The organism is Luteimonas yanweni (assembly GCF_039548475.1).
Classification (GTDB): domain Bacteria; phylum Pseudomonadota; class Gammaproteobacteria; order Xanthomonadales; family Xanthomonadaceae; genus Luteimonas.
On the sequence record NZ_JBCLVC010000008.1, the window covers coordinates 317,923 to 344,319 of the forward strand.

A 26,397-nucleotide genomic window follows, 5' to 3' on the forward strand; every position below is an offset into this window, starting at 1 on the left:
CCCACAACATGCCCATGCTCACCGAAGCCCAGGCCAAGGCCATCCTCGACAAGGTCGTCGCGCTGTCGACCGCCGACGAATGCACCGCCACGCTCAGTGGCTCGACCGCCGGCAACATCCGTTTCGCGCTCAACAACGTCTCCACCAGCGGCATCGTCGACAACACCGAACTCGCCGTGCAGGTCGCGTTCGGCAAGCGCGTCGGCACCGCCAGCATCAACGAGTTCGACGACGCCGCGCTGGAGCGCGTGGTGCGCCGCGCCGAGGACCTCGCCCGCCTGGCGCCGGAGAACCCGGAGTTCATGCCGGCCATCGGGAAGCAGGAATACCGGCCCAGCGCCACCTGGGACGACGCCACCGCGGCGATCACGCCCGAGTACCGCGCGCAGGTCGCCGCGGATTCCATCGTCCCCAGCCGTGCCGACAAGCTCATCGCCGCCGGCTTCCTCGAAGACAGCCGCGGCTTCACCGCGTTCGCCAACAGCAACGGCAACTTCGGCTACCAGACCTCGACCAGCGCCGACTACACCTGCACCGTGCGCACCGAAGACGGTACCGGTTCGGGTTGGGTCGGCCGCAACGTCACCGCCATCGGCCCCTTCAACGCCGGCCGCGACGTGCGCACCGCGATCCGCAAGGCCAGCGCTTCGGCCAACGCGCGTGCACTGGAGCCGGGCAAGTACACCGTGATCCTGGAGCCGCACGCGGCAGCCGGGCTGATCTCGTTCATGATGAACTTCTTCGACGCCCGCCAGGCCGATGAGGGCCGCAGTTTCCTGTCGAAGAAGGGCGGCGGCAACAAGCTGGGCGAGCAGGTCTTCGATCCCCGCGTCAGCATCCACGCCGATCCCTGGGACCAGGACGCACCGGTCATGCCCTGGGACGGCGAAGGCCTGCCGCGCACGCGGATCCCGGTCATCGACCAGGGCAAGATCGCCAACCTGCTGTACTCGCGCTACTGGGCCAAACAGCAGGGCCGGCAGGAAGTCGCGCGACCGGGCAACCTGATCATGGCCGGCGGCGACGCGTCCACCTCCGACCTGGTGCGCGGCACCGAGCGCGGCATCCTGGTCACCCGCACCTGGTACATCCGCATGGTCGATCCGCAGACCGTGCTGCTCACCGGCCTGACCCGTGACGGCACCTTCTACATCGAAGACGGCGAGATCAGATACCCGCTGAAGAACTTCCGCTTCAACGAGTCGCCGGTGATCATGCTCAACAACATCGACGAGCTGGGCAAGCCGGTGCGCGTCAGCGGCGACGAGTCGCGCTTCAGCATGATGATCCCGCCGATGCGCCTGCGCGACTTCACCTTCACCTCGCTCTCTGACGCGGTCTGAGGGCGGAGGCCGGGACGACGTGGACCGCCGCGGCGCCCTGCGCCTGCTCGCCGCCGCGCTCGCGGCCTCCGTCCTCCCGGCGATTGCTCGCGCCAACGCCGGTTACGACTTCTGGTTCACCCGCCTGAAGTACGACTCCGGCAACTGGGACGTCGACCAGCGCATGCCGGCCAACCTGGCCACCGCGCTGGTCGACTACACCAGCCTGCGGGTGGACCCGAAGGAGCACGTAGTCGCGCTGGCCGATCCGAAGATGCTGCTGGCGCCCTTCTGCTACCTCGCCGGGCACAAGCTGGTGGAGTTCAATCCGGCCGAGCGACGCAATTTCGAGCGCTACGTACGCAACGGCGGCTTCGTCTTCGTCGACGACTGCAACCACGACATCGACGGCCTGTTCGCGAAATCCTTCGAACGGCAGATGGTCGACATCTTCGGCGGCGACGCCCTGCGGAAGCTCCCGGACAGCCATCCGCTGTACTCGAGCTTCTTCCGCTTCCCCGACGGCCCGCCCGCGACCAGCTACGAGCTCAACGGCTGGGGCGACGACCTGGTGCACGACTACCTCAAGGGCATCGAGATCGACGGCCGCCTGGGCGTGCTCTACAGCAACAAGGACTACGGCTGCGAATGGGACTACGACTGGCGCAACAAGCGCTTCCTGGCCGAAGACAACACGAAGTTCGCGGTGAACATCGTGGTGTATGCCCTCAGCGCATGACACCCACCGCGACGCCACGCCGTGGGAGCAGCGACAGCTGCGACCCGGTCCGCCAGATTTTTTTTTCCCCATGTCATTCCCGTGGCCGCACGATCGCAGCTGTCGCTGCTCCCACAGTCCAGACGAAGAACCGGAAGTGATTTGCCAATGAACGCCACGCTCGACGAATCCGGGATCCGCGAACAGATGGCCCGCCTCGACGCCCTGCGCGCCGCCATCGCCCAGGCCGTGGTCGGCCAAGAGGCGGTGGTCGAGCAGATGCTGGTCGCCCTGCTCGCCGGTGGCCACTGCCTGCTCGAGGGCGTGCCCGGCCTAGGCAAGACGCTGCTCGTGCGCTCGCTTGGGGAGGCCCTCGACCTCGGCTTCCGCCGCATCCAGTTCACCCCGGACCTCATGCCAAGCGACATCCTCGGCACCGAGATCCTGGAAGAGGAGCACGGCACCGGCCGGCGCAGCTTCAAGTTCCAGCGCGGCCCGGTGTTCACCCACCTGCTGCTGGCCGACGAACTCAACCGCACCCCGCCGCGCACCCAGGCGGCGCTGCTGGAAGCGATGCAGGAGCGCACCGTCAGCTACGCCGGCACCACCCATGCCCTGCCCTCGCCCTTCTTCGTGCTCGCCACCCAGAACCCGCTGGAGCAGGCCGGCACCTATCCGCTGCCCGAGGCGCAGCTGGACCGCTTCCTGCTGCACGTGCGCGTGGAGTATCCGGACGAAGCCGGGGAGCGCGAGATCCTGCTGCAGACCACCGGCAGCGCCCGGCCGGTCGTCCCGAAAGTGATGGACGGCGACGACGTGCTGGCGCTGCAGGCGCTGGTGCGCGAAGTGCACCTGGGCGAGGACCTCTTGGCCTGGATCACGCGCCTGGTGCGCGCCAGCCGCCCGGGCCCGGATGCGCCGCCGGCGGTGCGCGACTGGGTGCGCTGGGGCGCCGGCCCGCGCGCCGGCCAGTCGCTGGTGCTGGCGGCCAAGGCGCGCGCGCTCCTGCAGGGGCGCTACGCGGCCACGCGCGAGGACGTGCATGCCATGGCCGCGCCGGTGATGCGCCACCGCCTGCTCCTGTCCTTCGCCGCCGAAGCCGAGCAGAAGGACGCCGACGACGTGGTGGGGGCCCTGCTGCAGGCCGTGCCCGCACCGGCCGCCTGAGCGCCCGCGCGATGCCCACGCCCGGTTTCCTGCCGGCCGATGTACGCGCGCGCCTGCGGCAGATCGCGATCACTCCGCGACGGGCCCGGGGCGATCGCGGCTTCGGCCAGCACGCCAGCCACAGCCGCGGCGCCGGCATCGAGTTCGCGCAGTACCGCCCCTACGAGCCGGGCGACGAGCCGCGCCAGGTGGACTGGAAGCTCTATGCGCGCTCCGACCGCTGGTTCGTGCGCGAAGCCGAGCGCGACAGCCCGCTGGCGATCTGGATCCTCATCGATGCCAGCGCGTCGATGGCGCAAGCCGATCGTGCGCGTCCCGACTGGACAAGGCTGGATGCCGCTCGCGGACTTGCCGCCGCGGCCATGGACATCGCACTTCGCCAGGGCGACCGCTTTGGACTGGCCATGGTCAACGGCGAGGGCCTGGCGATGCAGGCGGCTTCGGCAGGCGCGCGGCACCGCGACCGCTGCCTGCTCGCGCTCGATCGCCTGCGCGCCGGCGGCAGCTGGCCGGCCACGGGCGCGCTCGCGCCGCTGCACGGGCGTATCGCCCCGCGGGACCTGGTGCTGCTGCTGACCGATGGCTTCGATGCGGAGGCGCTGGCGCTCGGCATGCGCCTGGCAGCGGCGCAGCGCGAAGTCTTGGTGATCCGCCTGCTGACCGTGGAGGAGCGTGACTTCCCATTCGAACGCGGACACGTCTTCCGCGACGTCGAAGCCGGCACGGAGCTCCGCGGCGACGGCGCCGCCATGCGCGCGGACTTCCTGCAGCGCTTTGGCGCCGCGCGGCGCGAGCAGACCGCCCGCCTGGCCGCCGCCGGTATCCGCCAGGTGGAATACGTGCTCGACGAGTCACTCGACCTGCCGCTGCGGCGCCTGTTCGACGGGAGCGCGGGCGCCGGAGGCGGCGCACCGTGAATCCGAGCCTGCTGCTGCCCGCCGGCCTTGCCGCACTGCTCGCCCTTGCCGTGCCGCTGCTGCTGCACCTGGCGCGACGGGACGAGCAGCAGCCGGTCGACTTCGCAGCGCTGCGCTGGCTCAGCACGCGACTGCGCCCGCGCAAGCGGCTGCGTTTCGAGGAGCGGCTGCTGCTCGTGTTGCGGCTGCTGCTCATCGTCCTGCTGGCGCTGCTGCTGGCACGTCCTGTGCTGCCGCTTGCCGGCGGCGGCGCGCCGTGGATCGTCGCAGCGCCGGGCGTGGGTGACGACGCGCTTCGCGATGCCGTGTATTCCACTGCGGACGCTGCTGCAGCGGATGCGGGCGGCGATCACGGCGGCGATCAAGATGTCGCTTCCGCCGACATCCAACGTCGCTGGCTTGCCCCGGGGTTTCCATCACTGGACGAAGCTCCACCACCGCCCGACGCACGCACGGGCATCAGCCTGCTGCGCGAACTCGACATGCAGATGGAGACCGGCGCAGCGCTGGTCGTGCTCGTACCGCCCGTTCTGGAAGGCGTCGATGCCGAGCGCCCACGGCTGTCGCGTCGGGTGGAATGGCGCGTGCTTCCCGATGCGGGCGCGTCGCCAGCCGGCGCGCTGGAGGGAGCCTCCCCGGCATCGCCCGCGCCGCGGCTCATCATCGAGGATGCAGGGACCGGTGACGGCGCGCGCTACCTGGAGGCCGTGGCCGTCGCCTGGCGGGCCACTCACGGCGGCGACGACCAGGACGAGCCGCGCAACAGCAGTGACCAGGCCGGCGAAGACGCCGCCGACGGCACCAACGGCACCAACGGCACCAACGGCAACAGCGGCAACAGCGGCAATAACGGCAATAACGGCGACGACACGAGTGCTGCCAGCGACGCCGATACCAGCGTCCCGACCGGCCTGGAAGTTCGCGCCTGGCTCACGCAGGGGGCGCTGCCGCCGGAGGCGATCGCATGGATCGAAGCCGGCGGCACCGCGCTGCTCGCCCACGACACGCTGCTGCCTGCGCTGGAACACGCCACAACCGCGTGGGTAGACGAACAGGGCATTCCGCTGCTGCGCGAAGCCACAATCGGCCGCGGTCGCACCCTGCAATGGACGCGGGCGCTGGCCCCCCAGGCGCTCCCGGTCCTGCTGGACGCCGACTTCCCGCACCGGCTGCGCATCGCCCTCGAGCCGCCGCCTGCGCCCTCGCGCGTGCTCGCCGCCGAACATGCGCCGCTGCTGGCGGATGTCGGCCCGTGGCCGCAGGCCCTGCGCGAGCTTTCCCCCTGGCTGGCGCTGGCCATCGCCCTGCTGTTCCTGTTCGAGCGCTGGCTGGCGGCAGGACCGCGCGGGGAGCGCGGGGCATGAGCAGGGACGCCTTCGCGCAGTTGCTGCGCGCCGCACGGCGTCGCCGGTTCGCGGCCACGCTGGCGCCCGCCCTGCCCTGGGTGGCCGTCGCGGGCGTCCTCGCCTGGCGCCTCGGCGATGGACGCGCGGTACCGACGCTGGGCACCGCAGTTGTCACCATGCTCCTGGCGATGGCGATGGCCCGGTGGTCTTCCCGGACGCTCGACCGCACCTGGCTGGAGCGCCATCTCGACGCGAACCATCCACAGCTCGAAGACAGCAGCGGCCTGCTCGCCGCCGAGGCGTCACGCCTGCCGCCGCTGGCGCGCCTGCAGCGCGATCGCATCCTGCAGCGCCTGCCCTCCGCCGAGGTCGCCGGCGTGCGCGCACCCTGGCCACTGGCCCGCATCCTGGCCAGCGTCGCGATCGCCGCCCTGCTGATCGCAGCCATCCTGCTGTGGCCCGCCCGATCGACCGTCGATGCTTCGGCGGGCAGGAGCGACTCCCACGCCGCCGCGGCCGCCGCGTCGGCCGCGACCGGGCTGGTGGAACACCGCCTCGGCATCACCCCGCCCGCCTATACCGGCCTGCCAGCCCGTGAGGACACCGCGCTGGACGCGAAGGTCCCCGAGGGCACGACGCTCGCATGGACGCTGCGCTTCAACACCCTGCCGGACGCGGTGGCGCTGGAATTCGTCGACGGCCGCCGGATCGCGCTGGAGCATGATGGCGAACGCTGGCACGGGGACGCCGTCGCGGAGCAGCCCGGCCTCTATCGCATCGTCGCCAGCGCCGCGCGGCCATGGCGGGACGAAACCCTGCACCGCATCGACGTCACCCGCGACCTGCCACCAACGATCCGGGTCACCGCGCCGGCTCACACCCTGAGCCTGCGTACGCCCGGGCAGCGGCGCTGGACGCTGGCCTTCGAAGCAGAGGACGACCACGGCCTGGCCGCCAGCGCCGACATGCACCTCACCATGACCGAAGGCAGCGGCGAGAACATCCGGTTCCGCGATGAGGTGCGGCGACTCGGCGGTCGTGGCGACCGCCACCGCCGGCGGTTCACTCAGCAGCTCGATCTCGATGCGCTCGGCCTTGCCGAAGGCGACGACCTGATCGTCTATTTCGAGGTGCACGACAACCGCCCCGGGCGCGCGCAGTCGGCGCGCAGCGCCAGCCACATCCTCCGCTGGCCGATGCCGCAGGCGCGCGACGACGATGGCATGGACGGCGTGCTGCAGAAGGTGCTGCCCGCCTACTTCGCCAGCCAGCGCCAGATCATCATCGATGCCGAAGCCCTGATCGCCGAACGGCCGCGACTCCAGGACGAGGCCTTCGGCGCGCGCTCGGATGCGATCGCGGTGGACCAGCGCCTGCTGCGGCTGCGCTATGGGCAGTTCCTGGGCGAAGAGAGCGAGAGCGCCCCGACGCTGCCGACCCGCGGACAGGTCGATGCCGACGACCTGCCGCCGCCGCCCATCCTGCTGCCGACCAGCGACGCCGAGGACGAAGCCGACGCATGGCGCGAGATGGTGTCCGCCGCGCAGGAGGAGGCCCGCGAACACGACGGCGTCAACGACGGCGGGCATGGCGGAACCGCGACGGCGGACGGACCCGGACACGACCATGCGTCAGGCGATGCCCCTCCACCGGGCGAACCCGGCCGCAGTGGATTCGGCGAGGCCGGCGACGTGCTCGAGGAATTCGGCCACGTCCACGACATCCCCGAGGCGGCGACCCTGCTCGACCCTGGGACCCGCGCCCTGCTGCGCCGCGCGCTGGGCGAGATGTGGCAGTCCGAACTCGCCCTGCGCCAGGCACGCCCGCGTGACGCGCTGCCGCCAGCCAACCGTGCCCTGGTCCTGGTCAAGGAGATCCAGCAGGCCGACCGCATCCATCTCGCACGCACCGGCACCGGGCTGCCGCCCGTCGACTTCAGCCGGCGACTTTCGGGCGATCGCGCGGGAATCGCCAGTCGGCGCGCCCCGCTGGCGCGCGCCCGGCTGGACGAAGACGTCCCCGCCGCGCTCTGGCGCGCACTCGCCACGCCGCCCGTCGATGACGGCATCGACCTCGGCGCACTGCAGGCCTGGCTGGCCACGAACAGCGAGCGGAGCAGCGACCCACTGGCCGTGATGGCCGCAATCGATGCGGTGCAACGCGACCCCGCCTGCGACGACTGCCGTGAGCGCCTGCGCGCCCTGCTCTGGCCGCTGACCCGGCCGCCAGCCGCGGCGCCGCTCCAGCGCACGCGCCCCGATGCCATCGGCAAGGCCTACCTCGATGCGCTGGAAAAGGACGACAGCGAATGAGCCTCGCCACGACCATCGCGCTCGTGCTGGCAGTGGCGGCAGTGGCCGGATCGCTGCGCCGCATCCTGCGCTGGCACCGCCTGCCGGCAGGACGGCGGCCGGGCGCAGGGCGCCTGGCCGCCATGCTGCTCCTGCAGTGCGCCTGCGCGGCCCTCCTGTATGCAACGCTGCTTCCACCCGGGCGCCCGGTCGGACCGGCCAGCCTGGTGCTCATGACCGCCGGGACCGACGCGGCGCAGGCGCGCCAGGCCGTGCGTGACGGGGCCCTCCTCGTCGCCCTGCCCGAAGCAGGCAGCGATGCGGTCCACGCCGCGGCGGCACAGCGCGTGCCCGACCTGGCCACGGCGCTGCGCCTGCATCCGCAGGTGGGCCACCTGCACGTCCTGGGCAGCGGGCTGGCCACACGCGATCGCGAGGCCACGCGCGGCCTGCCGCTCATCTTCGATCCGCAGCAGCTGCCGCCGGGCCTCGTCGAGCTGCGTGCGCCCGCGCGCGTGGCCAGCGGTGGCGTGCTGCAGGTTTCCGGCCGCGTGCAGGAGGCTGCGGAAGGCGCCGTGGAATTGCTGGACCCCGCCGGTACCGTCCGGGACCGCGCCACGCCGGACGACGCGGGCCGCTTCAAGCTGCAGGCCCCCGTGCGGGCATCCGGCCCCGCGATCTACAGGCTGCGCCTCCCGGGCAAGGTCGAAGCCGAAGCTGAAATCCCGGTCGACCCGCGCCCTGGCGACGGCGCACGCCTGCTGCTCCTCTCCGGCGCACCCAACCCGGAGCTGAAGTACCTGCGGCGCTGGGCCAGCGATGCCGGCCTGTCGCTGCACAGCCACATGTCACTGGGCCGGGGAGTGGCCACGGGCGACGCGCCGCCGACCTTCGACCCGGAGAGCCTCTCGCAATTCGACCTGGTCATCGTCGACGAGCGCGCCTGGAACCGGTTGGGAGCACCCGCGCGCCGCGCCGTGCTTGCCGCGGTCGAACAAGGCCTGGGCCTGATGCTGCGCCTCACCGCCGCGCCGGACGCCGCCACGCGCGACGCCCTGCGCCAGCTCGGCTTCACGCTCGGACGCGCCGATCCCACGCTCGACGCGGACGTGCTCCTGGATGCAGGCAAGGCGTCGGGGGCCACCGCCTCCACCACCGCTGCCGCTGGCAGGGCCGCTCCCGTCCCTGTCGACGACGCCACCGACGAAGCACCCCCTCCGCTTGCACGCCAGCCCTATCCGATCCTCGCCGACGGCTCGCTGTCCCTGCTAGACGACGCCTCCGGCACGTCACTCTCGCGCTGGCGCCCGTCGGGACTCGGCCGGATCGCGATCTGGAACCTCGACCAGAGCTTCCGCCTCGTGCTCACCGGCCATGGCCAGGGACACGCGCGTCTGTGGAGCGAAGCAACGGCCACGCTCGCGCGCGCCGGCGCCGCCAGGCGGCCGCGCTTCGACGGCATCGCACGCGCCGGCCGGCTCGCCACGCTGTGCGACGTGACGCCCGGCTCCGCCCTGCTGGCCCCGGATGGCAATCGCCTGCATCCGCAGGCCGACCCGCTCGCCGGCGGCTGCGCAGCGGTCTGGCCGCGTGACAGCGGATGGCACCGCATCGGCGAAGGCGACACCGCTCCCATGCTGTACGTGCACGCGTCCGATGCATTGCCGGGCCTCGCTGCGCGAGCCCGGCGGGACGCCACGCTGCGCCTGGCCCGGACCGCCACGCCCGACGCGTCCGAGGCCGCGGCCGAAGGGAATGCCACGTCAACCGCCGACGCCGGCCCGCGCTGGCCATGGTTCCTGGCCTGGCTGCTGGCCGCGGCAGCGCTGTGGTGGCTGGAGCGCGCCGCACGCCGAAGCGAGGCCGCGACGCTACCGCCCGACCGCTCAAGGCGCGCCGGACCATGAAAAAGGGCCGCATCCCTGCGGCCCGTCGTACTCGCAACGCCCGGGCTGAAGATCAGCCCTGCAGCGGCACCACGCGGATTTCCACGCGCCGGTTCAGGGCGCGGCCCTGCTCGGTCGCGTTGTCGGCGATCGGCATCGTCTTGCCGAAGCCCACGATCTCGAAGCGCTCGCGCTGCAGGCCCTGGCCGATCAGGTAGTTGCCCACCGAGGACGCGCGCTGCTCGGAGATGCGCTGGTTGACCGCATCACCGCCGACGTTGTCGGTATGCCCCGCAATTTCGACGATCGTCTGGTTGTAGTCAGCGAGCGTGGCGGCGACGTTGTTGAGCGCCGGGTAGAACTGCGGCTTCAGTTCGGTCTTGTTGAAGTCGAAGGTCACGCCGTCCGGCAGGTTGAGCTTGATGACGTCGCCCTCGCGGTCGACCACGATGCCGGTGCCCGCGGTCTGGCGGCGCAGTTCGGCTTCCTGGCGATCCTGGTAGGCGCCGACCGCGCCACCGGCGAGGCCACCCACGCCGGCGCCGACCATGGCGCGCTGGCGGCGCTCGGTCGCGTCGGAACCGCTGAGCAGGCCCGCGACCGCGCCGATGCCGGCGCCGACCAGGGCGCCGGTGCGCGTCCGGTTGGGGTCATTGGGATCGCTGGTCTGGCCGGTATAGGTGGCGCAGCTGGTGAGCATGGCCGCGCCGGCGGCCAGCGAGACGAGCAGGACTCGGGGAGAAGTGCGCATCGGGAAGGACTCCTGTGGCGGGCGGCGGGGCGCCCTGTGTGAATGGACGCGGCCAAGCTACCCGCGTTCGCGTCCGCAGGGAGTGACGGCTGCCGGGCCTATTCAGGGTCCAGATAGGCGCCGAGGTGGACGCGCGGGATGCGCTCGTTGAGCCCGACCAGGACTTCGTAGGAAATCACGCCGGCCGCAGCCGCCACCTGCTCGACGCTCAGCGCGGCGTCGCCCTGGCGGCCGATCAGCACGACCTCGTCCTCGTTCCAGGCGCTGTCGGAGCCGATGTCGACCATGAACTGGTCCATGCAGACGCGGCCCACGATCGGGTATTCCCGCCCGCGGACCAGCACCTTGCCGCGCGAGGACAGCGCACGCGGATAGCCGTCGCCATAGCCGATGGGCACGGTCACCACCCGGGTGTCGGACTCCGCGGTCCAGGTGCCGCCGTAGCTGACCGTGTGCCCCTCTTCGACGACCTTGAAGTAGACCACCCGCGAAACCAGGGACAGCGCCGGCTGCACGGGCACTGCCGGCCGGGAGTCGGGTCCCGGCAGCACGCCGTACAGCAGGATGCCCGGGCGCACCATGTCGAGCCGGGTCTCCGGGAAATGGAGGATGCCGGCGGAGTTGGCGATATGCCGCGGCGGCACCGGCACGCCCAGGCGCGCGAAATGCGCGCAGGACTCGTCGAAGCGTTCGAGCTGCAGGGCGGTCATCGGCGACGCCGGATCGTCGGCACAGGCCAGGTGCGAGTAGATGCCGGCCAGCGTGATCCAGCGCGACGCGACCGCGGCCTCGATGAAGGGCCCGGCGCTCCAGGCATGCACGCCGATGCGCTCCATGCCGGTGTCGACCTTGAGGTGCACGGTGGCGCGGCGCCCCAGCGCCTCCGCCGCCGCTTCGACCTGGCGCAGCTTCTCCAGCGAGGACACCGTGATCGCCAGGTCGTGGCTGATGTACTGCGCGACCTGCGGGCCGAAGATCCCGCCCAGCACCAGGATCGGCACGGTGATGCCGGCGCGGCGCAGGGCGATGCCCTCTTCCGGGAACGCGACGCCCAGGTGCTCCACGCCCCGCTCCTGCAGGTACCTCGCCACCGGCACCAGGCCGTGGCCGTAGGCGTTGGCCTTGACGATGGCCATCACCGGCACGCCGGCGTGGGCGCGGATGGCGCGCAGGTTGCCGACGATACGGTCGAGGTCGACCAGGATCCGCGTCGGGCGCTCGGCGAGGTGCAGGCTCACGCGGCTACTCGAAGCTGCCGACCGAATCGTGGGACAGGTTGTCGAAGCGGGTGTATTCGCCGAAGAACTTCAGCTTCACCGAGCCCGTCGGACCGTTTCGCTGCTTGCCGATGATCACCTCGGCCAGGCCCTTGTCCGGCGAATTTTCCTTGTTGTAGTACTCGTCGCGGTAGATGAAGACGATCACGTCCGCGTCCTGCTCGATGGCGCCGGACTCGCGCAGGTCGGCCATCACCGGGCGCTTGTCGGTGCGCGTTTCGAGGGAGCGGTTGAGCTGCGACAGCGCCACCACCGGCACGTTGAGCTCCTTGGCCAGGCCCTTGAGCGATCGCGAAATCTCCGAGATCTCGGTGGCGCGGTTCTCGTTGTTGCCGGGCACCGCCATCAGCTGCAGGTAGTCGATCACGATCAGGCCCAGGCCGTGCTCGCGCTTCAGCCGGCGCGCCTTGGCGCGCAGCACGTCCGGCGACAGCGCCGGCGTGTCGTCGATGAAGATCTTGGTTTCCTTCAGCAGCCGGATGGCGCTGGAAATGCGGCTCCAGTCCTCGTCCTCGAGCTGGCCGGTACGCAGGCGGGTGGCGTTCACCCGGCCCACCGACGAGATCAGGCGCAGCGCGAGCTGGCTGGCCGACATTTCCATCGAGAACACCGCGACCGCCTTCTTGGTCTTCATCGCCGCGTACTCGGCGATGTTGAGCGCCAGGGTGGTCTTGCCCATGGCCGGGCGCGCCGCGAGGATCAGCAGGTCGGTCGGCTGCAGGCCGGCGGTCATCTCGTCGAACTCGACGTAGCCCGTGGGCAGCCCGGTGATGCCGCCGCCATTGGCGTAGCGCGTCTGCAGCACGTCGAAGGCCTCGGCCATGGCCTGGTTCACCGCGGTGAAGTCGCTGCGCCCGCGGTTGCCCGCCTCGGCGATCGCGAACACCTCCTGCTCGGCCTTGGCCAGCAGTTCGGCGCTCTCGCGGCCCTCGGGCTGGAAGCCGTCGTTGACGATCTCAGTGCCGACCTCGATCAGCTGCCGCAGCACCGCCTTGTCGCGCACGATTTCGGCATAGGCGACGATGTTGGCGGCGGACGGCGTGGTGCTGGCGAGCTCGACCAGGTAGGCGCCGCCGGCGACGAGCTCGGAATGCCCCTGCGACTCGAACCACTCGCCCAGGGTCACCGCGTCGAAGGGCCGGCTGCGATCGGCGAGCTCCTTGATGGCGCGGAAGATCAGCTGGTGGTCGCGACGGTAGAAGTCCGCCTCCACGAGCTGGTCGCCAACGCGGTCGTAGGCCTCGGGCGACAGCATCAGGCCGCCAAGGACGGCCTGCTCGGCCTCGACCGACTGCGGGGGCACGCGGAGCTGTTCGATCCGGCCTTCGCCGCGACCCTTGAAGTCGCGGTCCTGGTGATGGAAGCCGGCTCGTGCGCTCATCTGTATCGGGACTCCCCTGCGGGGCCCGTGGGTACGGCCCCCTGTTTTGTGTCGGACTGCCATCGTAGTCGCCTCGACGCCCTGAGCGTTGCAGACAACCCTGTGGATAACCGGTGGGCATCGCAGCGGCTGCGACCGCGGCCACCCCGAAACGACGACGGGCGCCCTGGGGCGCCCGTCGCGTGACTCCGGCGAAACGCCCGGATCAGTTGGCTTCGGGCTCGATCACCACCTTGACAGTGGTCTCGACGTCCGCGTGCAGGTGCACGATGACCTCGTACTCGCCGATGGCGCGGAACGCACCCTCGCCCATCACCACCTCGGACTTGTTGACCGGCGTGCCGGCCTTCGTCAGTGCCTCGGCGATGTCGCGCGGGCCGACGGAACCGTAGAGCTTGCCCTCGGTGGACGCGTTGGCGTAGATCGTGACGCTGGCGTCCTCGAGCGCGGCCATGCGCTTGTTGGCATCGTCCAGCTGGCCCGCTGCCTTGGCCTCGTACTCGGCGCGGCGCGCCTCGAACCCGGCCATGTTGGCTTCGGTGGCCGGCACGGCCTTGCCCTGCGGCATCAGGAAGTTGCGGCCGTAGCCAGGCTTGACGGTGACCTTGTCGCCAAGGTTGCCGAGGTTGATGACCTTCTCGAGAAGGATCAGATCCATGGGGTATCTCCGTATTCGTTAGCGGCGCGCAGGCGCGCCGCAACCGGTGCTGTCCGAACGGACGGTGGCCGGGCCGCCCATGCAGGGCGGCCGCGGGATCAGATGTTGTGGTTGTCGGTGTACGGAATCAGGGCCAGGAAACGCGCGCGCTTGACGGCGGTGGCGAGCTGGCGCTGGTACTTCGACTTGGTGCCGGTGATGCGGCTGGGAACGATCTTGCCGTTCTCGGTCACGTTCTGGCGCAGGGTGTTGAGATCCTTGTAATCGATCTCCTTGACGCCCTCGGCGGTGAACTTGCAGAACTTGCGGCGGCGGAAGAACTTGGACATGTCGGTGATCCTCAGGCGGCTTCGGAGTTGTCGTTGGACTCGGCGGCGGGCTTCTCGCCCTCGCCCTCGCCCGCTTCGTCGTCACGGCGGCGGCGCTCGCCGCGCTCCGGACGGTCGGACTTCTCCGGCTTCTCGTCCTTGTTCTTCATGATCAGGGACTGCTCGGTCTCGGCCTCTTCGCGGCGGACCACGAGGTGGCGCAGGACGGCGTCGTTGAAACGGAAGCCTTCGATCAGCTCGTCGAGCACGGCCTGGCCGACCTCGATGTTGAGCATCACGTAGTGGGCCTTGACCAGGTTGTCGATCGGGTACGCCAGCTGGCGGCGGCCCCAGTCCTCGAGGCGATGGATCTTGCCTTCGGCACCTTCGATCAGGGTCTTGTAGCGCTCGACCATGGCCGGCACCTGCTCGCTCTGGTCCGGATGGACCAGGAACACGATTTCGTAATGACGCATGTGTTGTTCCTTGTGGATATCGGCCGCGCGGCATGCCGCGGGCCCGGATAGCCCCCGGGACGGTCCAGGCGGACGCCGTGGGGCAAGGGTCTCCCGCAAAACGGGAGCCGGACATTGTTGCATTGTCCCGAGGTCCCGACAAGTCGCAGGAGCGGCTGCAGCTGCGAGCCACCCAGCCACCGGCCATTCGCTGGTCACGTAACTTCGCCGTGAATGCGAGAGCTGTTCCCGCAGGCGCGCGGTACGGCGACTGGCGGGTACTCCGTGGGCTGTCCCGCCTCGCGGGCCTTTATGCCACTCCGCAGCCCCCAGCCGCCTCGCAGCGCTTGACCGCAAGCCGCCAAAAGAGCAAAAGCGGGGCGCTTTCCCGCTATCTACCCGCCGCGGAAACGTCGAAAAAGCGACGCGCTCCTGCACTCCCTACCAATTCACCCCAGCGCTGGCAGCAGAGGGTGGGCGGGTACTCCGCCGGCAATAAGGAGCAGCTCCACCGCGACGCCGGCGGAGTACCCGCCCACCCTCAGCCCCGGCGAATCCGCAATGAGCACTCAGCGATCAGCGATCCAGGCCCAGCCCCAGCCCCGCAACCCCCTCAGGCCGCCTTGTCAGCGTCCGTGGTAAAGCTCTCGCCACAGCCACATTCCGCAGCCGCCTTCGGATTGCTGAACGTGAACTGCTCGTTCAGCCCCTGCTTCAGGAAGTCCATCTCGGTCCCGTCGACCAGCTCCAGGCTGTCGGCATCGACAAAGATGCGCACCCCGTCCTGCTCGAACACCGTGTCCCCGGCCTGCTCATCGCGCGCCAGGTCCACCGCATAGCCCCAGCCCGAGCAGCCGGTGCGGCGCACGCCAAAGCGCAGCCCGAGGGCGTCGGGTGCCGAAGCGAGATAGCCCTTCACGCGTTCAAGGGCGGCGGGAGCAAGAGTGATGGCCATGGCGTCGATTGTACTCCGAAGGGGCAGGTACGCCCGGGATGCGTCCGGTAAACTGCACAACAAGTATCGGTCCCCTCCCCAAGGATTCAAGGCATGACGGTGGTCAGCGTCGAACATGCGCTCTCGGGCAAACTGCCCGCCGGCGGCGAAGTCACGGTCCGCGGCTGGGTGCGCACCCGCCGGGACTCCAAGGCGGGCCTGAGCTTCGTCAACGTCAGCGATGGCTCCTGCTTCGCCCCCGTGCAGGTGGTCGCCCCCAGCTCGCTGCCCAACTACGAGGACGAAGTGAAGCGCCTGACCGCCGGCTGCTCGGTGGTCGCCACCGGCATCCTGGTGGCGTCGCAGGGCCAGGGCCAGGGCTTCGAGATCCAGGCCACCGCGATCGACGTGGTGGGCTGGGTAGACGACCCGGAAACCTACCCGATCCAGCCCAAGGCGCACTCGCTGGAATTCCTGCGCGAAGTCGCACACCTGCGCCCGCGCACCAACCTGTTCGGCGCCGTCACCCGGATCCGCCACTGCCTGGCGCAGGCCGCGCATCGCTACTTCCACGAAAACGGCTACTTCTGGGTCAACACCCCGATCATCACCACCTCCGACGCCGAAGGTGCCGGGCAGATGTTCCGCGTGTCCACGTTGGACATGGCCAACCTGCCACGCGGGAAAGACGGCGCGGTCGACTTCAGCCGCGACTTCTTCGGCAAGGAGACCTTCCTCACCGTCTCCGGCCAACTCAATGTCGAAGCCTTCGCGCTTGCGATGAGCAAGGTCTACACCTTCGGCCCGACCTTCCGCGCCGAGAACAGCCACACCACGCGCCACCTGGCCGAGTTCTGGATGATCGAACCGGAGATCGCCTTCGCCGACCTCGACGACACCGCGCGCATCTCGGAAGAGTTCCTGAAGTACCTGTTCCGCGCCGTGCTCGACGAACGCGGCGACGACATGGCCTTCATCGCCGAACGCGTGCAGAAGGACGCGGTCACGCGCCTCGAGGGCTTCGTCAACGCGCCGTTCGAACGCATCGAATACGGCGATGCGATCACCCTCCTGCAGAAGTCCGGGCACAGGTTCGACTTCCCGGTCGAGTGGGGCCTGGACCTGCAGACCGAGCACGAGCGCTGGCTGACAGAGCAGCACGTCGGCCGCCCGGTGGTGGTCACCAACTACCCCGAGCACATCAAGGCCTTCTACATGCGGCTCAACGACGACGGCAAGACCGTCGCCGCGCTGGACGTGCTGGCGCCGGGCATCGGCGAGATCATCGGCGGCTCGCAGCGCGAAGAGCGGCTGGACGTGCTCGACGCGCGCATGGACCAGTTCGGCCTCGACCGCGAGCTGTACGACTGGTACCGCGACTTCCGTCGCTACGGCACCGTGCCGCATGCCGGCTTCGGCCTCGGCTTCGAGCGCCTGGTGGTCTATGTCTGCGGCCTGTCCAACATCCGCGACGCGATTCCCTACCCGCGCGCGCCCGGCACCGCGGAGTATTGAGGCCGTGCTTCTTTTCTTCGCCCTGTGCTTCGTCGGCGTCGCCATCGCCGGCGCCTGCGCCTACATCATCTTCTGGCCGCTGTCGCTGGTGCACCTGCGCGACCGCCATCCCGATGTACGCGCACGCCTGGGCGACGGCGCCTTCCTGAAGCCGGCAGTGATGTGGTGGCTGCTGGGCGGCGAATACCGCGACACGCGCGACCCGACCTTCACCGGCCTGGCCACGCCCGCGCGCATCGCGCTGTCGACCGTGATCTTCGGCCTGGGTGGCGCCGCCATCATGTGGCTGTGGTCGGTGGCGCTGTCATGACCGGCCCGACGGACGCGGGACAGCGCGACGAATGGTGGCTGGCGAGCCTGGGGCGGATCGTGATCTGGGCGCGGCTGCGCGTGCGCGAAGCGGGCACCGCCGAAGTCCTCGACAGTGACGGCAACACCCTTGTCTACGACAGCGAGGACACGGCGCGCGCGATGCTGCTCGACGCCGAGTTCGTGGCCTTCGAGGGCATCGACGATGCCGACGCGGCCGAACGCGGCTTCATGCTCGACGAACTCGCGCCACCGAAGGGCGACGACGACGCCGTCCTGCAGGCCGGCATGGTGCAGACGCTGCGCGGCGGCAACGCCTGACCGGCACGATCACACGGCTTCAACGGAGGACAGCATGGATCTCGATCTCAAGGGGCGTCATGCCCTGGTCTGCGGCGCGTCGGAAGGCATCGGCCGCGCCACCGCTGTGGAGTTGGCCGCGCTTGGCGCCAGCGTCACCGTGCTGTCCCGCCGCGAAGACGCGCTGCGCGAGGTGATCGACGGGCTCTCCGCGGGCGGCGGCCAGGACCACCGCCTGGTCGTGGCCGACAGCGCCGACACCGATGGCCTGCAAAAGGCCGTGGCCTCGGTGGTCGCCCGGCGTCCCGTGCACATCCTGGTCAACAACACCGGTGGCCCGCCGGGAGGCCCGGTCGCCGACGCGCCGCTGGCGGCCTTCGAGGAGGCCTTCCGCCGCCACCTGCTCGCCAACCAGGTGCTGCTGCAGGCCGTGCTGCCTGGCATGCGCGACGCGCGCTGGGGGCGCATCGTCAACGTTGTCTCGACCTCGGTGCGCGAGCCGATCACGGGCCTGGGCGTGTCCAACACGACCCGCGGCGCGGTGGCCTCCTGGGCCAAGACCCTGTCGCGCGAACTCGCTCCCGACGGCATCACCGTGAACAACGTGCTGCCCGGCTTCACCGAAACCGGGCGCATCCGCCAGATCATCAGCGACCGCGCGGGCAAGGAAGGCCGCAGCGAGGACGACATCCGCCGCGACATGGAGGCTGCGATCCCGGCCCGCCGCTTCGCCACCGCCGACGAGACCGGCGGCGTCATCGCCTTCCTGTGCTCGCCGGCCGCCGCTTACGTCAACGGCGTCAGCCTGGCGGTGGACGGCGGTCGCATGGCGTCGATCTGAGGTCGTGCCGGAAGGCCCGGAGATCCGCCGCGCCGCCGACCGGCTGGCTGCGGCGGTGGTCGGTGCACCGCTGGTCCGCGTGGAGTTCGCGTTTCCCGGGCTGAAGCGCTTCGAGCGCGAGCTGGTCGGCCATCGCATCGAGTCCATCACCGCGCGCGGCAAGGCCCTGCTCACCCGCTTCGACCAGGGCTGGACGCTGTACAGCCACAACCAGCTGTACGGCGTCTGGAAGGTCGCAGGAACAGGCGAGCGCCCGGAGAGCAAGCGCTCGCTGCGCGTGGCGCTGGAAACGGCCGGGAGCGCGATCCTGCTCTACTCCGCATCCGATGTGTCGATGTGGCGCAGCGACGAGGTCGAGTCACACCCCTTCCTGCAGGGACTCGGCCCGGACGTGCTCGACACCGGGCTGGATGCCGCTGCGGTGGCCGCGCGATTGCAGTCCACGCCCTTCCGCGGCCGCGCGCTCGGCGGGCTGCTGCTGGACCAGGGCTTCCTGGCCGGCATGGGCAACTACCTGCGCTCGGAGGTGCTGTTCGCCGCCGGGCTGCGACCCGCGCGGCGTCCAAGGGAGCTTGACGCAACGGCGACCGCGCGCCTGGCCCGGGCCCTGCTCGACATCCCGCGCCTGAGCTACGCCACCCGCGGCATCGCGCCGGCCGACCGCATGCGCGACGACTACCTCACCGACACGCCGGACGCGTACCGCTTCCAGGTCTTCGGCCGCGAGGGTCAACCCTGCCCCACCTGCGGCAGCGCCATCGAGCGCGGGATGGTCGGGTCCCGCCGCCTGTACCTGTGCCCGCGCTGCCAGTCCTGACGTCTCCGGCCCGCGCGGGTAAGCTTGCGTGATGCGACGCCATACGCACGTCATCGGCAGCGGTCCCCGCGATGCCGCCCCCAGCGCGCGCTGGCGCGAAGTCTTCGACCCCGCCACCGGCCTGGGCCACGCGGAAGTCGCCGACGGCGATGCCGCCGATGTCGACGCCGCGGTCGCTGCGGCATCGGCCGCCTTCCCCGGCTGGTCGGGCCTGCGCAACAGCGAGCGTGCCGGGCACCTCGAGCGCTTGGCCACGGCCCTCGAGGCCCGCCTGGATGACTTCGCCCACGCAGAGGCGCAGGACGGGGGCAAGCCCTATGCCCTGGCGCGCGACGCGGAGATCCCGCGTGCCGTGTCGAACCTGCGCTTCTTCGCCCACGCGGCCACGCAGTTCTCCAGCGAATCCCACCACGGCGAAGCCGGGCTCAATTACACCCTGCGCCAGCCGCTGGGCGTGGTCGGCACGATCTCGCCCTGGAACCTGCCGCTCTACCTGTTCACCTGGAAGATCGCGCCCGCGCTGGCTGCCGGCAACACCGTGGTCGCCAAGCCGTCCGAGGTCACGCCCGCGACCGCGACCATGCTCGGCGAACTGGCGCTCGACGCCGGTCTGCCGCCTGGCGTCCTCAACGTGGTCCACGGCAGCGGCCCGGACGTCGGCGAAGCGATCGTCCGCCACGCCGCGGTCCGGGCGATTTCATTCACCGGCAGCACCGCGGTCGGGAAGCGCATCGCCGGTATCGCCGGACCGCTGCTGAAGAAGGTGTCGCTGGAGCTCGGCGGCAAGAACCCGACCCTGGTCTTCGCCGACAGCGATTGGCGCGACCACCTCGACACCATCGTCCGCTCCGCGTTCCAGAACAGCGGCCAGATCTGCCTGTGCGGCTCGCGCATCCTGGTCGAGCGCACGGTGTACGCCGAGTTCCGCGAAGCCTTCGTGGCGCGCACGCTGGCGCTGCGACCGGGAGATCCCATGGACAGTGATGCCAACTTCGGGCCGCTGGTGTCGCAGGCGCACTTCGACAAGGTCGTCGCCGCGATCGCGCGCGCCCGCGACGAGGGCGGCCGGCTGCTGTGCGGTGGCATGGCGCTGGAGCGCCCGGGCTGGTTCGTGGCGCCCACGGTGTTCGAAGGCCTGGGCCCCGACTGCGTCAGCAACCGCGAAGAGATCTTCGGACCCGTCGCCACCCTGCAGCCGTTCGACGACGACGAGCATGCGCTGGCGCTGGCCAATGCCGGCGACTACGGCCTTGCGGCCTCGGTGTGGACCCGGGACCTGGCTCGCGCGCACCACTTCGGCGCACGGCTGCGCTGCGGCATCGTCTGGATCAACGCGTGGCTGCTGCGCGACCTGCGCACGCCCTTCGGCGGCATGGGCCAGTCGGGCCTGGGTCGCGAAGGCGGCCTGGAAGCCATGCGTTTCTTCACGGAGCCGCGCAACGTCTGCATCGCGACCTGAGCATCGTCTCCTTCTTGGACCCCACTTCCCCGCCCCCACGGATTCCCATGTACAGACTGCACGACCTCCTCGAACGAAACCGGATCTGGGCCGAACGCGTCGAGGCCGAGGACCCCGGCTTCTTCACCCGGCTGTCGAAGATCCAGAAGCCGAAGTACCTGTGGATCGGCTGCTCCGACTCGCGCGTGCCGGCCAACCAGATCATCGACATGAACCCGGGCGAGGTCTTCGTCCACCGCAACGTCGCCAACGTGGTGGTGCACACCGACCTCAACTGCCTGTCGGTGATCCAGTACGCGATCGACGTGCTCGAGGTCGAGCACATCCTCATCGTCGGCCACTACGGCTGTGCCGGCGTGGGCGCCGCGCTCACCGGCCAGCGGGTGGGCCTGGCCGACAACTGGATTCGCCACGTCAAGGACGTCAAGCACAAGCACCGCGCGATCGTCGAGGCGATCGAGGACGACGGCATACGCCACGACCGCCTGTGCGAACTCAACGCGCTCGAGCAGATGATCAATGTCTGCGAATCGACCGTGGTCCGCGAGGCGTGGGCACGCGGACAGAAGCTCGCGGTGCACGCCTGGGTGTATTCGCTGCGCGACGGCCGCGTGCACGACCTCGGCCTGTCGATCGATTCGGCGGCCGCGCTGCCGGAGCAGTATGAACCGGCGCTCGAGCGCATCCGCGACGACCGCGAGGACCGCTGAGGTGGCTGACCATGTCGTCCAAGCCCACAGCGCGCCCAGGCCGGTCGGCGCCTACCCGCACGCACGCCGCGTGGGCGAGCTGCTGTTCCTGTCCGGCATCGGCCCGCGCGACCCGGCCACCGACGCGATTCCCGGCAACGACCATTTCGCCGATGGCCGCGTGCGCGATTACGACATCACCGCCCAGGCCCGCGCCGTGTTCGCCAATGTCCGCACGGTGCTCGAGGCCAGCGGTGCGCGCTGGGACGACCTGGTCGACGTGACCGTCTACCTCACCGACATGGCGCGCGACTTCAAGGCCTACAACGCCGTCTGGGCCGAACACTTCCCGGACATCGCCACCGCGCCCTGTCGCACCACGCTGGGCATCACCGCGCTGCCGACGCCGATCGCGATCGAATTGAAGTGCGTCGCCGCGCTGCCGGCGGCGCGCGCCTGAAGCCTCCACGGGAGACCGAGCATGATTCCCGCACCGCTGAACTTCCAGAAATGGATCGATGACAACCGCCACCTGCTGAAACCGCCGGTGGGCAACAAGTGCATCTACGACGGCGACTTCATCGTGATGGTGGTCGGCGGCCCGAATGCGCGCACCGACTACCACTGGGAGGAAGGCCCGGAATGGTTCCACCAGCTCGAAGGCGAGATGGTGCTGCGCATCCAGGAGGACGGGAAGGTGCGCGACGTGCCGATCCGCGCCGGCGAGACTTTCCTGCTGCCGCCGCGCGTGCCGCACTCGCCGCAGCGCGCCGAGGGCTCGATCGGCCTTGTGATCGAGCGCCGCCGCCTGGCGCACGAGGACGACGGCCTGATGTGGTTTTGCGAGGTATGCAACTCGAAGGTGTACGAGGAGTTCTTCCACCTCGAGGACATCGAGCAGGACTTTTTCCGCGTGTTCGAGAATTTCTACCGCTCCGACGAACTGCGCACCTGCAGGGCCTGCGGGCACCTCAATCCGCGCCCGACGCGCTACGAGATGCAGGCCGACTCCCAGGCCGACATCACCTGACCCGCCCAGCCTGCTCCCCTGTGGGAGCGGCCATGGCCGCGACTGCACCTCCAAGGACAGCACATTGCTGAAAATCGACATCCACGCCCACTACCTTCCCCGCGACTGGCCCGACCTCGCGCGCAAGTACGGTGACGAACGCTTCCCCGTCATCCACCACACCGACGACGGCCGCCATCGCATCTACAAGGACGGGCGATTTTTCCGCGAGATCTGGTCCAAGACCTGGGACGCACAGGAGCGCATCGACGATTACGCCCGTTTCGGCGTGCAGGTACAGGTGATCAGCACGGTGCCGGTGATGTTCAGCTACTGGGCGAAGCCCAACCAGGCGCTGGAACTGCACCAGGCGCTCAACGACCACATGGCCGAAACCTGCCGCGCACATCCGCGCCACTACGCCGGCATCGGCACGGTGCCGCTGCAGTCGCCGCGGCTGGCGGTGCAGGAGCTCGAGCGCTGCATCGACGAGCTGGGCCTGCAGGGCGTGCAGATCGGCTCGCACATCCAGCTCGCCGGTGGCCAGCACTGGAACCTGGACGCGCCGGAACTGTTCCCCTTCTTCGAGGCCGCCGCCGACCTTGGCGCCGCGATCCTCGTGCACCCCTGGGACATGATGGGCACCGACTCGATGCCCAAGTACTGGCTGCCATGGCTGGTGGGCATGCCGGCGGAACAGTCGCGTGCGGCCTGCTCGCTGGTGTTCGGCGGGGTGCTGGAGCGGCTGCCGAAACTGAAGATCTGCATGGCGCACGGCGGCGGCAGCTTCCCCTACACCATCGGCCGCATCGAGCACGGCTTCAACATGCGTCCGGACCTGGTGGCCACCGACAACCCGCGCAACCCGCGCGAGTACCTGTCGCGCCTGTACTTCGATTCCTGGGTCGCCGACCGCCGCGCGCTCGAGTACCTGATCGAGACCTGCGGCGTCGACCGCGTGATGCTCGGCACCGACTACCCCTTCCCCCTGGGCGAACAGGAACCCGGCGCCGGCATCGACGCCCTCGAGCTTGACCCCGCCGGCCAGGCCCGCCTCTACCACGGCACTGCCCTGGAATGGCTGGGACTGCCCCGGTCGAGATTTTCCTGAAGAGTGTTTTGGCCACGGATTTACGCGGATAAACGCGGATCAAGCGAAATGATCGGATGCATCTCCCCTACCATCTGCTTTTGCCCTATCCGCGTTCATCCGCGTAAATCCGTGGCAAAAAAGGCCTTTCCATGACCGACCAGTACACCGACCAACACGCCGAAGCGCTCGACGCCGCCGATCCGCTGCGCGGGCTGCGCCAGGAGTTCCACGTGCCGCGGCACAGGGATGGCGAGCAGGCCTACTTCGTGGGCAACTCGCTGGGCCTGCAGCCGAAGTCGGCGCGGGCGCACGTGGTGGATGTCCTCGATAAATGGGCCACCGAGGCGGTGGAAGCGCACTTCACCGGCACCACGCAGTGGATGCCCTACCACGCGCTGCTTCGCGAGCCGCTGGCGCGGGTCGTCGGCGCGGAGCCCGAAGAAGTGGTGGCGATGAACTCGCTGACCGCGAACCTGCACTTCATGCTGGTCAGCTTCTACCGCCCCACCAAGGAACGACCTGCGATCCTGATGGAGGCTGGCGCGTTTCCGTCCGATCGCTATGCGCTGGAGTCGCAGCTGCGCTTCCACGGTTTCGATCCGGCCACCGACCTCATCGAACTGCAGCCGGACCAGCCGGAGGGCCGGTTCTCGATGGAGGCGATCGCGCGTGCCATCGAGCAGCACGGGCCGCGGCTGGCGCTGGTGCTCTGGCCGGGCGTGCAGTACCGCAGCGGGCAGGCCTTCGACGTCGCGGAGATCACGCGCCTGGGGCACGCCGCCGGCGCGGTGGTGGGCTTCGACCACGCGCATGCCGCCGGCAACCTGGCGCTGCGCCTGCATGACGACGGCCCGGATTTCGCGGTCTGGTGCCACTACAAGTACATGAACGCGGGGCCCGGCGCGGTGGCCGGCTGCTTCGTGCATGCGCGCCACGCGCGTACCGACCGCCCGCGCTTCGCCGGCTGGTGGGGACATGACGAGGCCACGCGCTTCCGCATGGAGCCGCAGTTCGAGCCGACGCCGGGGGCCGATGGCTGGCAGCTCAGCAATCCCCCGATCCTTGGCCTGGCGCCGCTGCGTGGTTCGCTGGAGCTGTTCGACCGCATCGGCATGGAGGCGCTGCGCACCAAGTCGCGCTCGCTGACGGGCTATCTGGAAACCCTTATCGAGCAGCGGCTGTCGGAATCGCTGGATATCGTCACTCCGCGCGACCCGGCCCAGCGCGGAGCGCAGCTTTCCCTGCGCGTGCTCGAGGGCCGCGGGCTGCGCGGCCGCGACGCCGGTCGCTCGCTGTTCGAGTCGCTCTCCGCGCAGGGCGTGCTGGGTGACTGGCGCGAGCGCGACGTGATCCGGATCTCGCCGGCGCCGATGTACAACAGCCATGCCGACGTGCTGCGCTTCGTGCGCGCCACCGAGGCCTGGCGGGAGGGCCGCGCGTGACCACCGCAACCTCCGCAAGCAGCGCCGGGCAGGGACAGCGCGAAGCCACCATCGTCGGCGCCGGGCTCGCAGGCGCGCTGATGGCCACCCTGCTCGCGCAGCGCGGCTGGAAGGTCGAGGTCTACGAGAGCCGCGGCGATCCGCGCGTGCACGGCTTCGCCGGCGGACGTTCGATCAACCTTGCGCTCGCCGAACGCGGCCTGCATGCGCTGCGCGCCGCCGATGCGGACCGCGACGTGCTGGCGCAGGCGGTGATGATGCGCGGGCGCATGGTGCATCCGCTCCAGGGCGCACCGCAGCTGCAGCGCTATGGCCGTGACGACAGCGAAGTGATCTGGTCGGTCAGCCGCGGCGAGCTCAACATCACCCTGATCAACGCCGCCGAGGCCGCAGGGGCGGAGCTGCATTTCGACCGCCGCCTGGAAGCCGTGGATTTCCCTGCGCGACGCGCCTTCTACCGCGGCGACGGCGAGCTCCATCGCGTGGGATTCGACACCCTGATCGGATGCGACGGCGCCGGCTCCACGCTGCGCGCCCAGATGCAGCAGCATCGCGAACTGGGCGAACGCACCGAATGGCTCGGCCACGGCTACAAGGAGCTGGAAATCCCGCCCGCGGCCGACGGCGACTTCCGCATCGAACCCAACGCGCTGCACATCTGGCCGCGCGGCCGCTATATGTGCATCGCCCTGCCCAACGACGAGCGCACGTTCACCGTCACCCTGTTCATGGCGATGGAGGACGAAGGCCACGGCGACCCGAGCTTCGAGACCGTCGTCGATGCCGCCGCTGCGCGCGCCCTGTTCGAGCGCGACTTCGCCGACACCCTGCCGTTGATCCCCGAGCTCGAGCACGACTTCGGGGCCAACCCGATCGGCAGCCTGGGCACGCTGTACCTGGACCGCTGGCATGTGGGCGGCGATGCGGTGCTGATCGGCGACGCCGCGCATGCGATGGTGCCCTTTCACGGCCAGGGCATGAACTGCGCCTTCGAGGACTGCGTGGCCCTGGCGACGCAGCTTGATGCCTCGCCGGACCTCGCAGCGGCCTATGCCGCCTTCGAGGCCGAGCGCATGCCCGACGCCGCGGCGATCCAGCGCATGGCGCTCGACAACTACATCGAGATGCGCGATCTGGTCGATGACCCGGATTTCCTGCTCCAGCGGGAACTGGAGCTGGCGCTGCAGGCGCGGCACCCGACCCGCTTCATCCCGCACTACGCCATGGTCACCTTCATGCGCATCCCCTACTCGCTGGCGCTTGCGCGCGGCGAAGTCCAGCGGCAGATCCTGGAGGACGCGACCCGCGGGCTTTCCACGCTGGAACAGGTCGACCTCCCGGCCCTGGACCCGGTGGTCGAACGTGCGCTCCCTCCGCTGGAGGCCACCCAGTGACCGCGACCGCAAGCACCAGCGGAAGCGGCTACAGCCGCGATCGCCGCACCTGTGGGAGCGGCTACAGCCGCAATTGCACACAAGTGAACGCCATCGCGGCTATAGCCGCTCCCACAGT

Annotated in this window: 26 protein-coding genes; 19 read left to right on the forward strand and 7 right to left on the reverse strand. The window is 70.0% G+C overall.

Annotated elements, in window-relative coordinates; translation table 11 throughout:
* The first annotated feature begins 8 nt into the window (after positions 1 to 8).
* From WCE39_RS05515 to WCE39_RS05545, 7 genes are all read left to right on the forward strand, one after another.
* Complete coding sequence (locus tag WCE39_RS05515) at positions 9 to 1,343, forward strand: TldD/PmbA family protein (RefSeq protein WP_343275684.1); 1,335 nt, start codon at positions 9 to 11, stop codon at positions 1,341 to 1,343.
* Positions 1,330 to 2,061 (forward strand): DUF4159 domain-containing protein, encoded by a 732-nt coding sequence (locus WCE39_RS05520; RefSeq protein ID WP_449283987.1) that lies wholly within the window; start codon positions 1,330 to 1,332, stop codon positions 2,059 to 2,061. Before WCE39_RS05515 ends, WCE39_RS05520 begins: the two co-directional genes overlap by 14 nt.
* A 147-nt stretch (positions 2,062 to 2,208) precedes the next feature.
* On the forward strand, positions 2,209 to 3,207 hold the full coding sequence (locus WCE39_RS05525; protein ID WP_343275686.1) for an AAA family ATPase: 999 nt from the start codon (positions 2,209 to 2,211) through the stop codon (positions 3,205 to 3,207).
* An 11-nt stretch (positions 3,208 to 3,218) separates the two neighbouring features.
* Positions 3,219 to 4,124, forward strand: a complete 906-nt coding sequence (locus tag WCE39_RS05530; RefSeq protein ID WP_343275687.1) for a DUF58 domain-containing protein — start codon at positions 3,219 to 3,221, stop codon at positions 4,122 to 4,124.
* On the forward strand, positions 4,121 to 5,488 hold the full coding sequence (locus WCE39_RS05535) for a BatA domain-containing protein (RefSeq protein WP_343275688.1): 1,368 nt from the start codon (positions 4,121 to 4,123) through the stop codon (positions 5,486 to 5,488). Before WCE39_RS05530 ends, WCE39_RS05535 begins: the two co-directional genes overlap by 4 nt.
* Positions 5,485 to 7,782 carry a hypothetical protein gene (locus WCE39_RS05540; protein ID WP_343275689.1) on the forward strand — a complete coding sequence of 766 codons (2,298 nt, stop codon included), beginning with the start codon at positions 5,485 to 5,487 and terminating at the stop codon, positions 7,780 to 7,782. Before WCE39_RS05535 ends, WCE39_RS05540 begins: the two co-directional genes overlap by 4 nt.
* Positions 7,779 to 9,668 carry a carboxypeptidase regulatory-like domain-containing protein gene (locus WCE39_RS05545; RefSeq protein ID WP_343275690.1) on the forward strand — a complete coding sequence of 630 codons (1,890 nt, stop codon included), beginning with the start codon at positions 7,779 to 7,781 and terminating at the stop codon, positions 9,666 to 9,668. The genes WCE39_RS05540 and WCE39_RS05545 overlap by 4 nt, the downstream gene beginning before the upstream one ends.
* A gap of 52 nt (positions 9,669 to 9,720) precedes the next feature.
* Here WCE39_RS05545 and WCE39_RS05550 read toward each other — a convergent pair whose 3' ends face one another.
* From WCE39_RS05550 to WCE39_RS05580, 7 genes are all read right to left on the reverse strand, one after another.
* Entirely contained in the window at positions 9,721 to 10,398 is a 678-nt protein-coding gene (locus tag WCE39_RS05550; protein WP_343275691.1) for an OmpA family protein, read from the reverse strand.
* A 98-nt stretch (positions 10,399 to 10,496) separates the two neighbouring features.
* On the reverse strand, positions 10,497 to 11,636 hold the full coding sequence (gene alr, locus WCE39_RS05555) for an alanine racemase (RefSeq protein ID WP_343275692.1): 1,140 nt from the start codon (positions 11,634 to 11,636) through the stop codon (positions 10,497 to 10,499).
* A gap of 4 nt (positions 11,637 to 11,640) precedes the next feature.
* Entirely contained in the window at positions 11,641 to 13,056 is a 1,416-nt protein-coding gene (locus WCE39_RS05560; RefSeq protein ID WP_343275693.1) for a replicative DNA helicase, read from the reverse strand.
* Positions 13,057 to 13,261: 205 nt separating this feature from the next.
* Positions 13,262 to 13,714 (reverse strand): 50S ribosomal protein L9, encoded by a 453-nt coding sequence (rplI, locus tag WCE39_RS05565; protein WP_343275694.1) that lies wholly within the window; start codon positions 13,712 to 13,714, stop codon positions 13,262 to 13,264.
* A gap of 98 nt (positions 13,715 to 13,812) precedes the next feature.
* Positions 13,813 to 14,043 (reverse strand): 30S ribosomal protein S18, encoded by a 231-nt coding sequence (gene rpsR / locus WCE39_RS05570; protein WP_132984793.1) that lies wholly within the window; start codon positions 14,041 to 14,043, stop codon positions 13,813 to 13,815.
* Positions 14,044 to 14,054: 11 nt separating this feature from the next.
* The gene (rpsF, locus tag WCE39_RS05575) at positions 14,055 to 14,498 is read right to left on the reverse strand and encodes a 30S ribosomal protein S6 (protein ID WP_343275695.1); all 444 of its coding nucleotides are present in this window, start codon (positions 14,496 to 14,498) and stop codon (positions 14,055 to 14,057) included.
* A 592-nt stretch (positions 14,499 to 15,090) separates the two neighbouring features.
* Positions 15,091 to 15,432, reverse strand: a complete 342-nt coding sequence (locus WCE39_RS05580; RefSeq protein ID WP_343275696.1) for a HesB/IscA family protein — start codon at positions 15,430 to 15,432, stop codon at positions 15,091 to 15,093.
* 93 nt (positions 15,433 to 15,525) lie between these two features.
* Between WCE39_RS05580 and asnS the strand changes: the two genes are divergently transcribed.
* The 12 genes from asnS (at position 15,526) to WCE39_RS05640 (ending at position 26,279) form a co-directional block, all read left to right on the forward strand.
* A complete protein-coding gene (asnS, locus tag WCE39_RS05585; RefSeq protein WP_343275697.1) occupies positions 15,526 to 16,926 on the forward strand; it encodes an asparagine--tRNA ligase in 1,401 nt (466 codons plus the stop codon).
* Between the two features lie 4 nt (positions 16,927 to 16,930).
* Entirely contained in the window at positions 16,931 to 17,236 is a 306-nt protein-coding gene (locus WCE39_RS05590) for a hypothetical protein (protein ID WP_343275698.1), read from the forward strand.
* Complete coding sequence (locus WCE39_RS05595) at positions 17,233 to 17,556, forward strand: hypothetical protein (RefSeq protein ID WP_343275699.1); 324 nt, start codon at positions 17,233 to 17,235, stop codon at positions 17,554 to 17,556. The genes WCE39_RS05590 and WCE39_RS05595 overlap by 4 nt, the downstream gene beginning before the upstream one ends.
* Positions 17,557 to 17,590: 34 nt before the next feature.
* Complete coding sequence (locus tag WCE39_RS05600; protein ID WP_343275700.1) at positions 17,591 to 18,376, forward strand: SDR family oxidoreductase; 786 nt, start codon at positions 17,591 to 17,593, stop codon at positions 18,374 to 18,376.
* A gap of 4 nt (positions 18,377 to 18,380) precedes the next feature.
* Complete coding sequence (gene nei, locus WCE39_RS05605; RefSeq protein ID WP_343275701.1) at positions 18,381 to 19,193, forward strand: endonuclease VIII; 813 nt, start codon at positions 18,381 to 18,383, stop codon at positions 19,191 to 19,193.
* A 31-nt stretch (positions 19,194 to 19,224) separates the two neighbouring features.
* The gene (locus WCE39_RS05610) at positions 19,225 to 20,652 is read left to right on the forward strand and encodes an aldehyde dehydrogenase (protein ID WP_343275702.1); all 1,428 of its coding nucleotides are present in this window, start codon (positions 19,225 to 19,227) and stop codon (positions 20,650 to 20,652) included.
* Between the two features lie 47 nt (positions 20,653 to 20,699).
* Positions 20,700 to 21,362 carry a carbonate dehydratase gene (gene can / locus WCE39_RS05615; protein WP_343275703.1) on the forward strand — a complete coding sequence of 221 codons (663 nt, stop codon included), beginning with the start codon at positions 20,700 to 20,702 and terminating at the stop codon, positions 21,360 to 21,362.
* 1 nt (position 21,363) lies between these two features.
* Positions 21,364 to 21,801, forward strand: a complete 438-nt coding sequence (locus WCE39_RS05620) for a RidA family protein (protein WP_343275704.1) — start codon at positions 21,364 to 21,366, stop codon at positions 21,799 to 21,801.
* Between the two features lie 21 nt (positions 21,802 to 21,822).
* A complete protein-coding gene (locus tag WCE39_RS05625) occupies positions 21,823 to 22,371 on the forward strand; it encodes a 3-hydroxyanthranilate 3,4-dioxygenase (RefSeq protein ID WP_343275705.1) in 549 nt (182 codons plus the stop codon).
* A gap of 64 nt (positions 22,372 to 22,435) precedes the next feature.
* Positions 22,436 to 23,461 carry an amidohydrolase family protein gene (locus WCE39_RS05630; RefSeq protein WP_343275706.1) on the forward strand — a complete coding sequence of 342 codons (1,026 nt, stop codon included), beginning with the start codon at positions 22,436 to 22,438 and terminating at the stop codon, positions 23,459 to 23,461.
* A 131-nt stretch (positions 23,462 to 23,592) separates the two neighbouring features.
* Positions 23,593 to 24,885, forward strand: a complete 1,293-nt coding sequence (gene kynU, locus WCE39_RS05635) for a kynureninase (RefSeq protein WP_343275707.1) — start codon at positions 23,593 to 23,595, stop codon at positions 24,883 to 24,885.
* Positions 24,882 to 26,279 (forward strand): FAD-dependent oxidoreductase, encoded by a 1,398-nt coding sequence (locus WCE39_RS05640; RefSeq protein ID WP_343275708.1) that lies wholly within the window; start codon positions 24,882 to 24,884, stop codon positions 26,277 to 26,279. Before kynU ends, WCE39_RS05640 begins: the two co-directional genes overlap by 4 nt.
* The last annotated feature ends 118 nt before the right edge of the window (positions 26,280 to 26,397 follow it).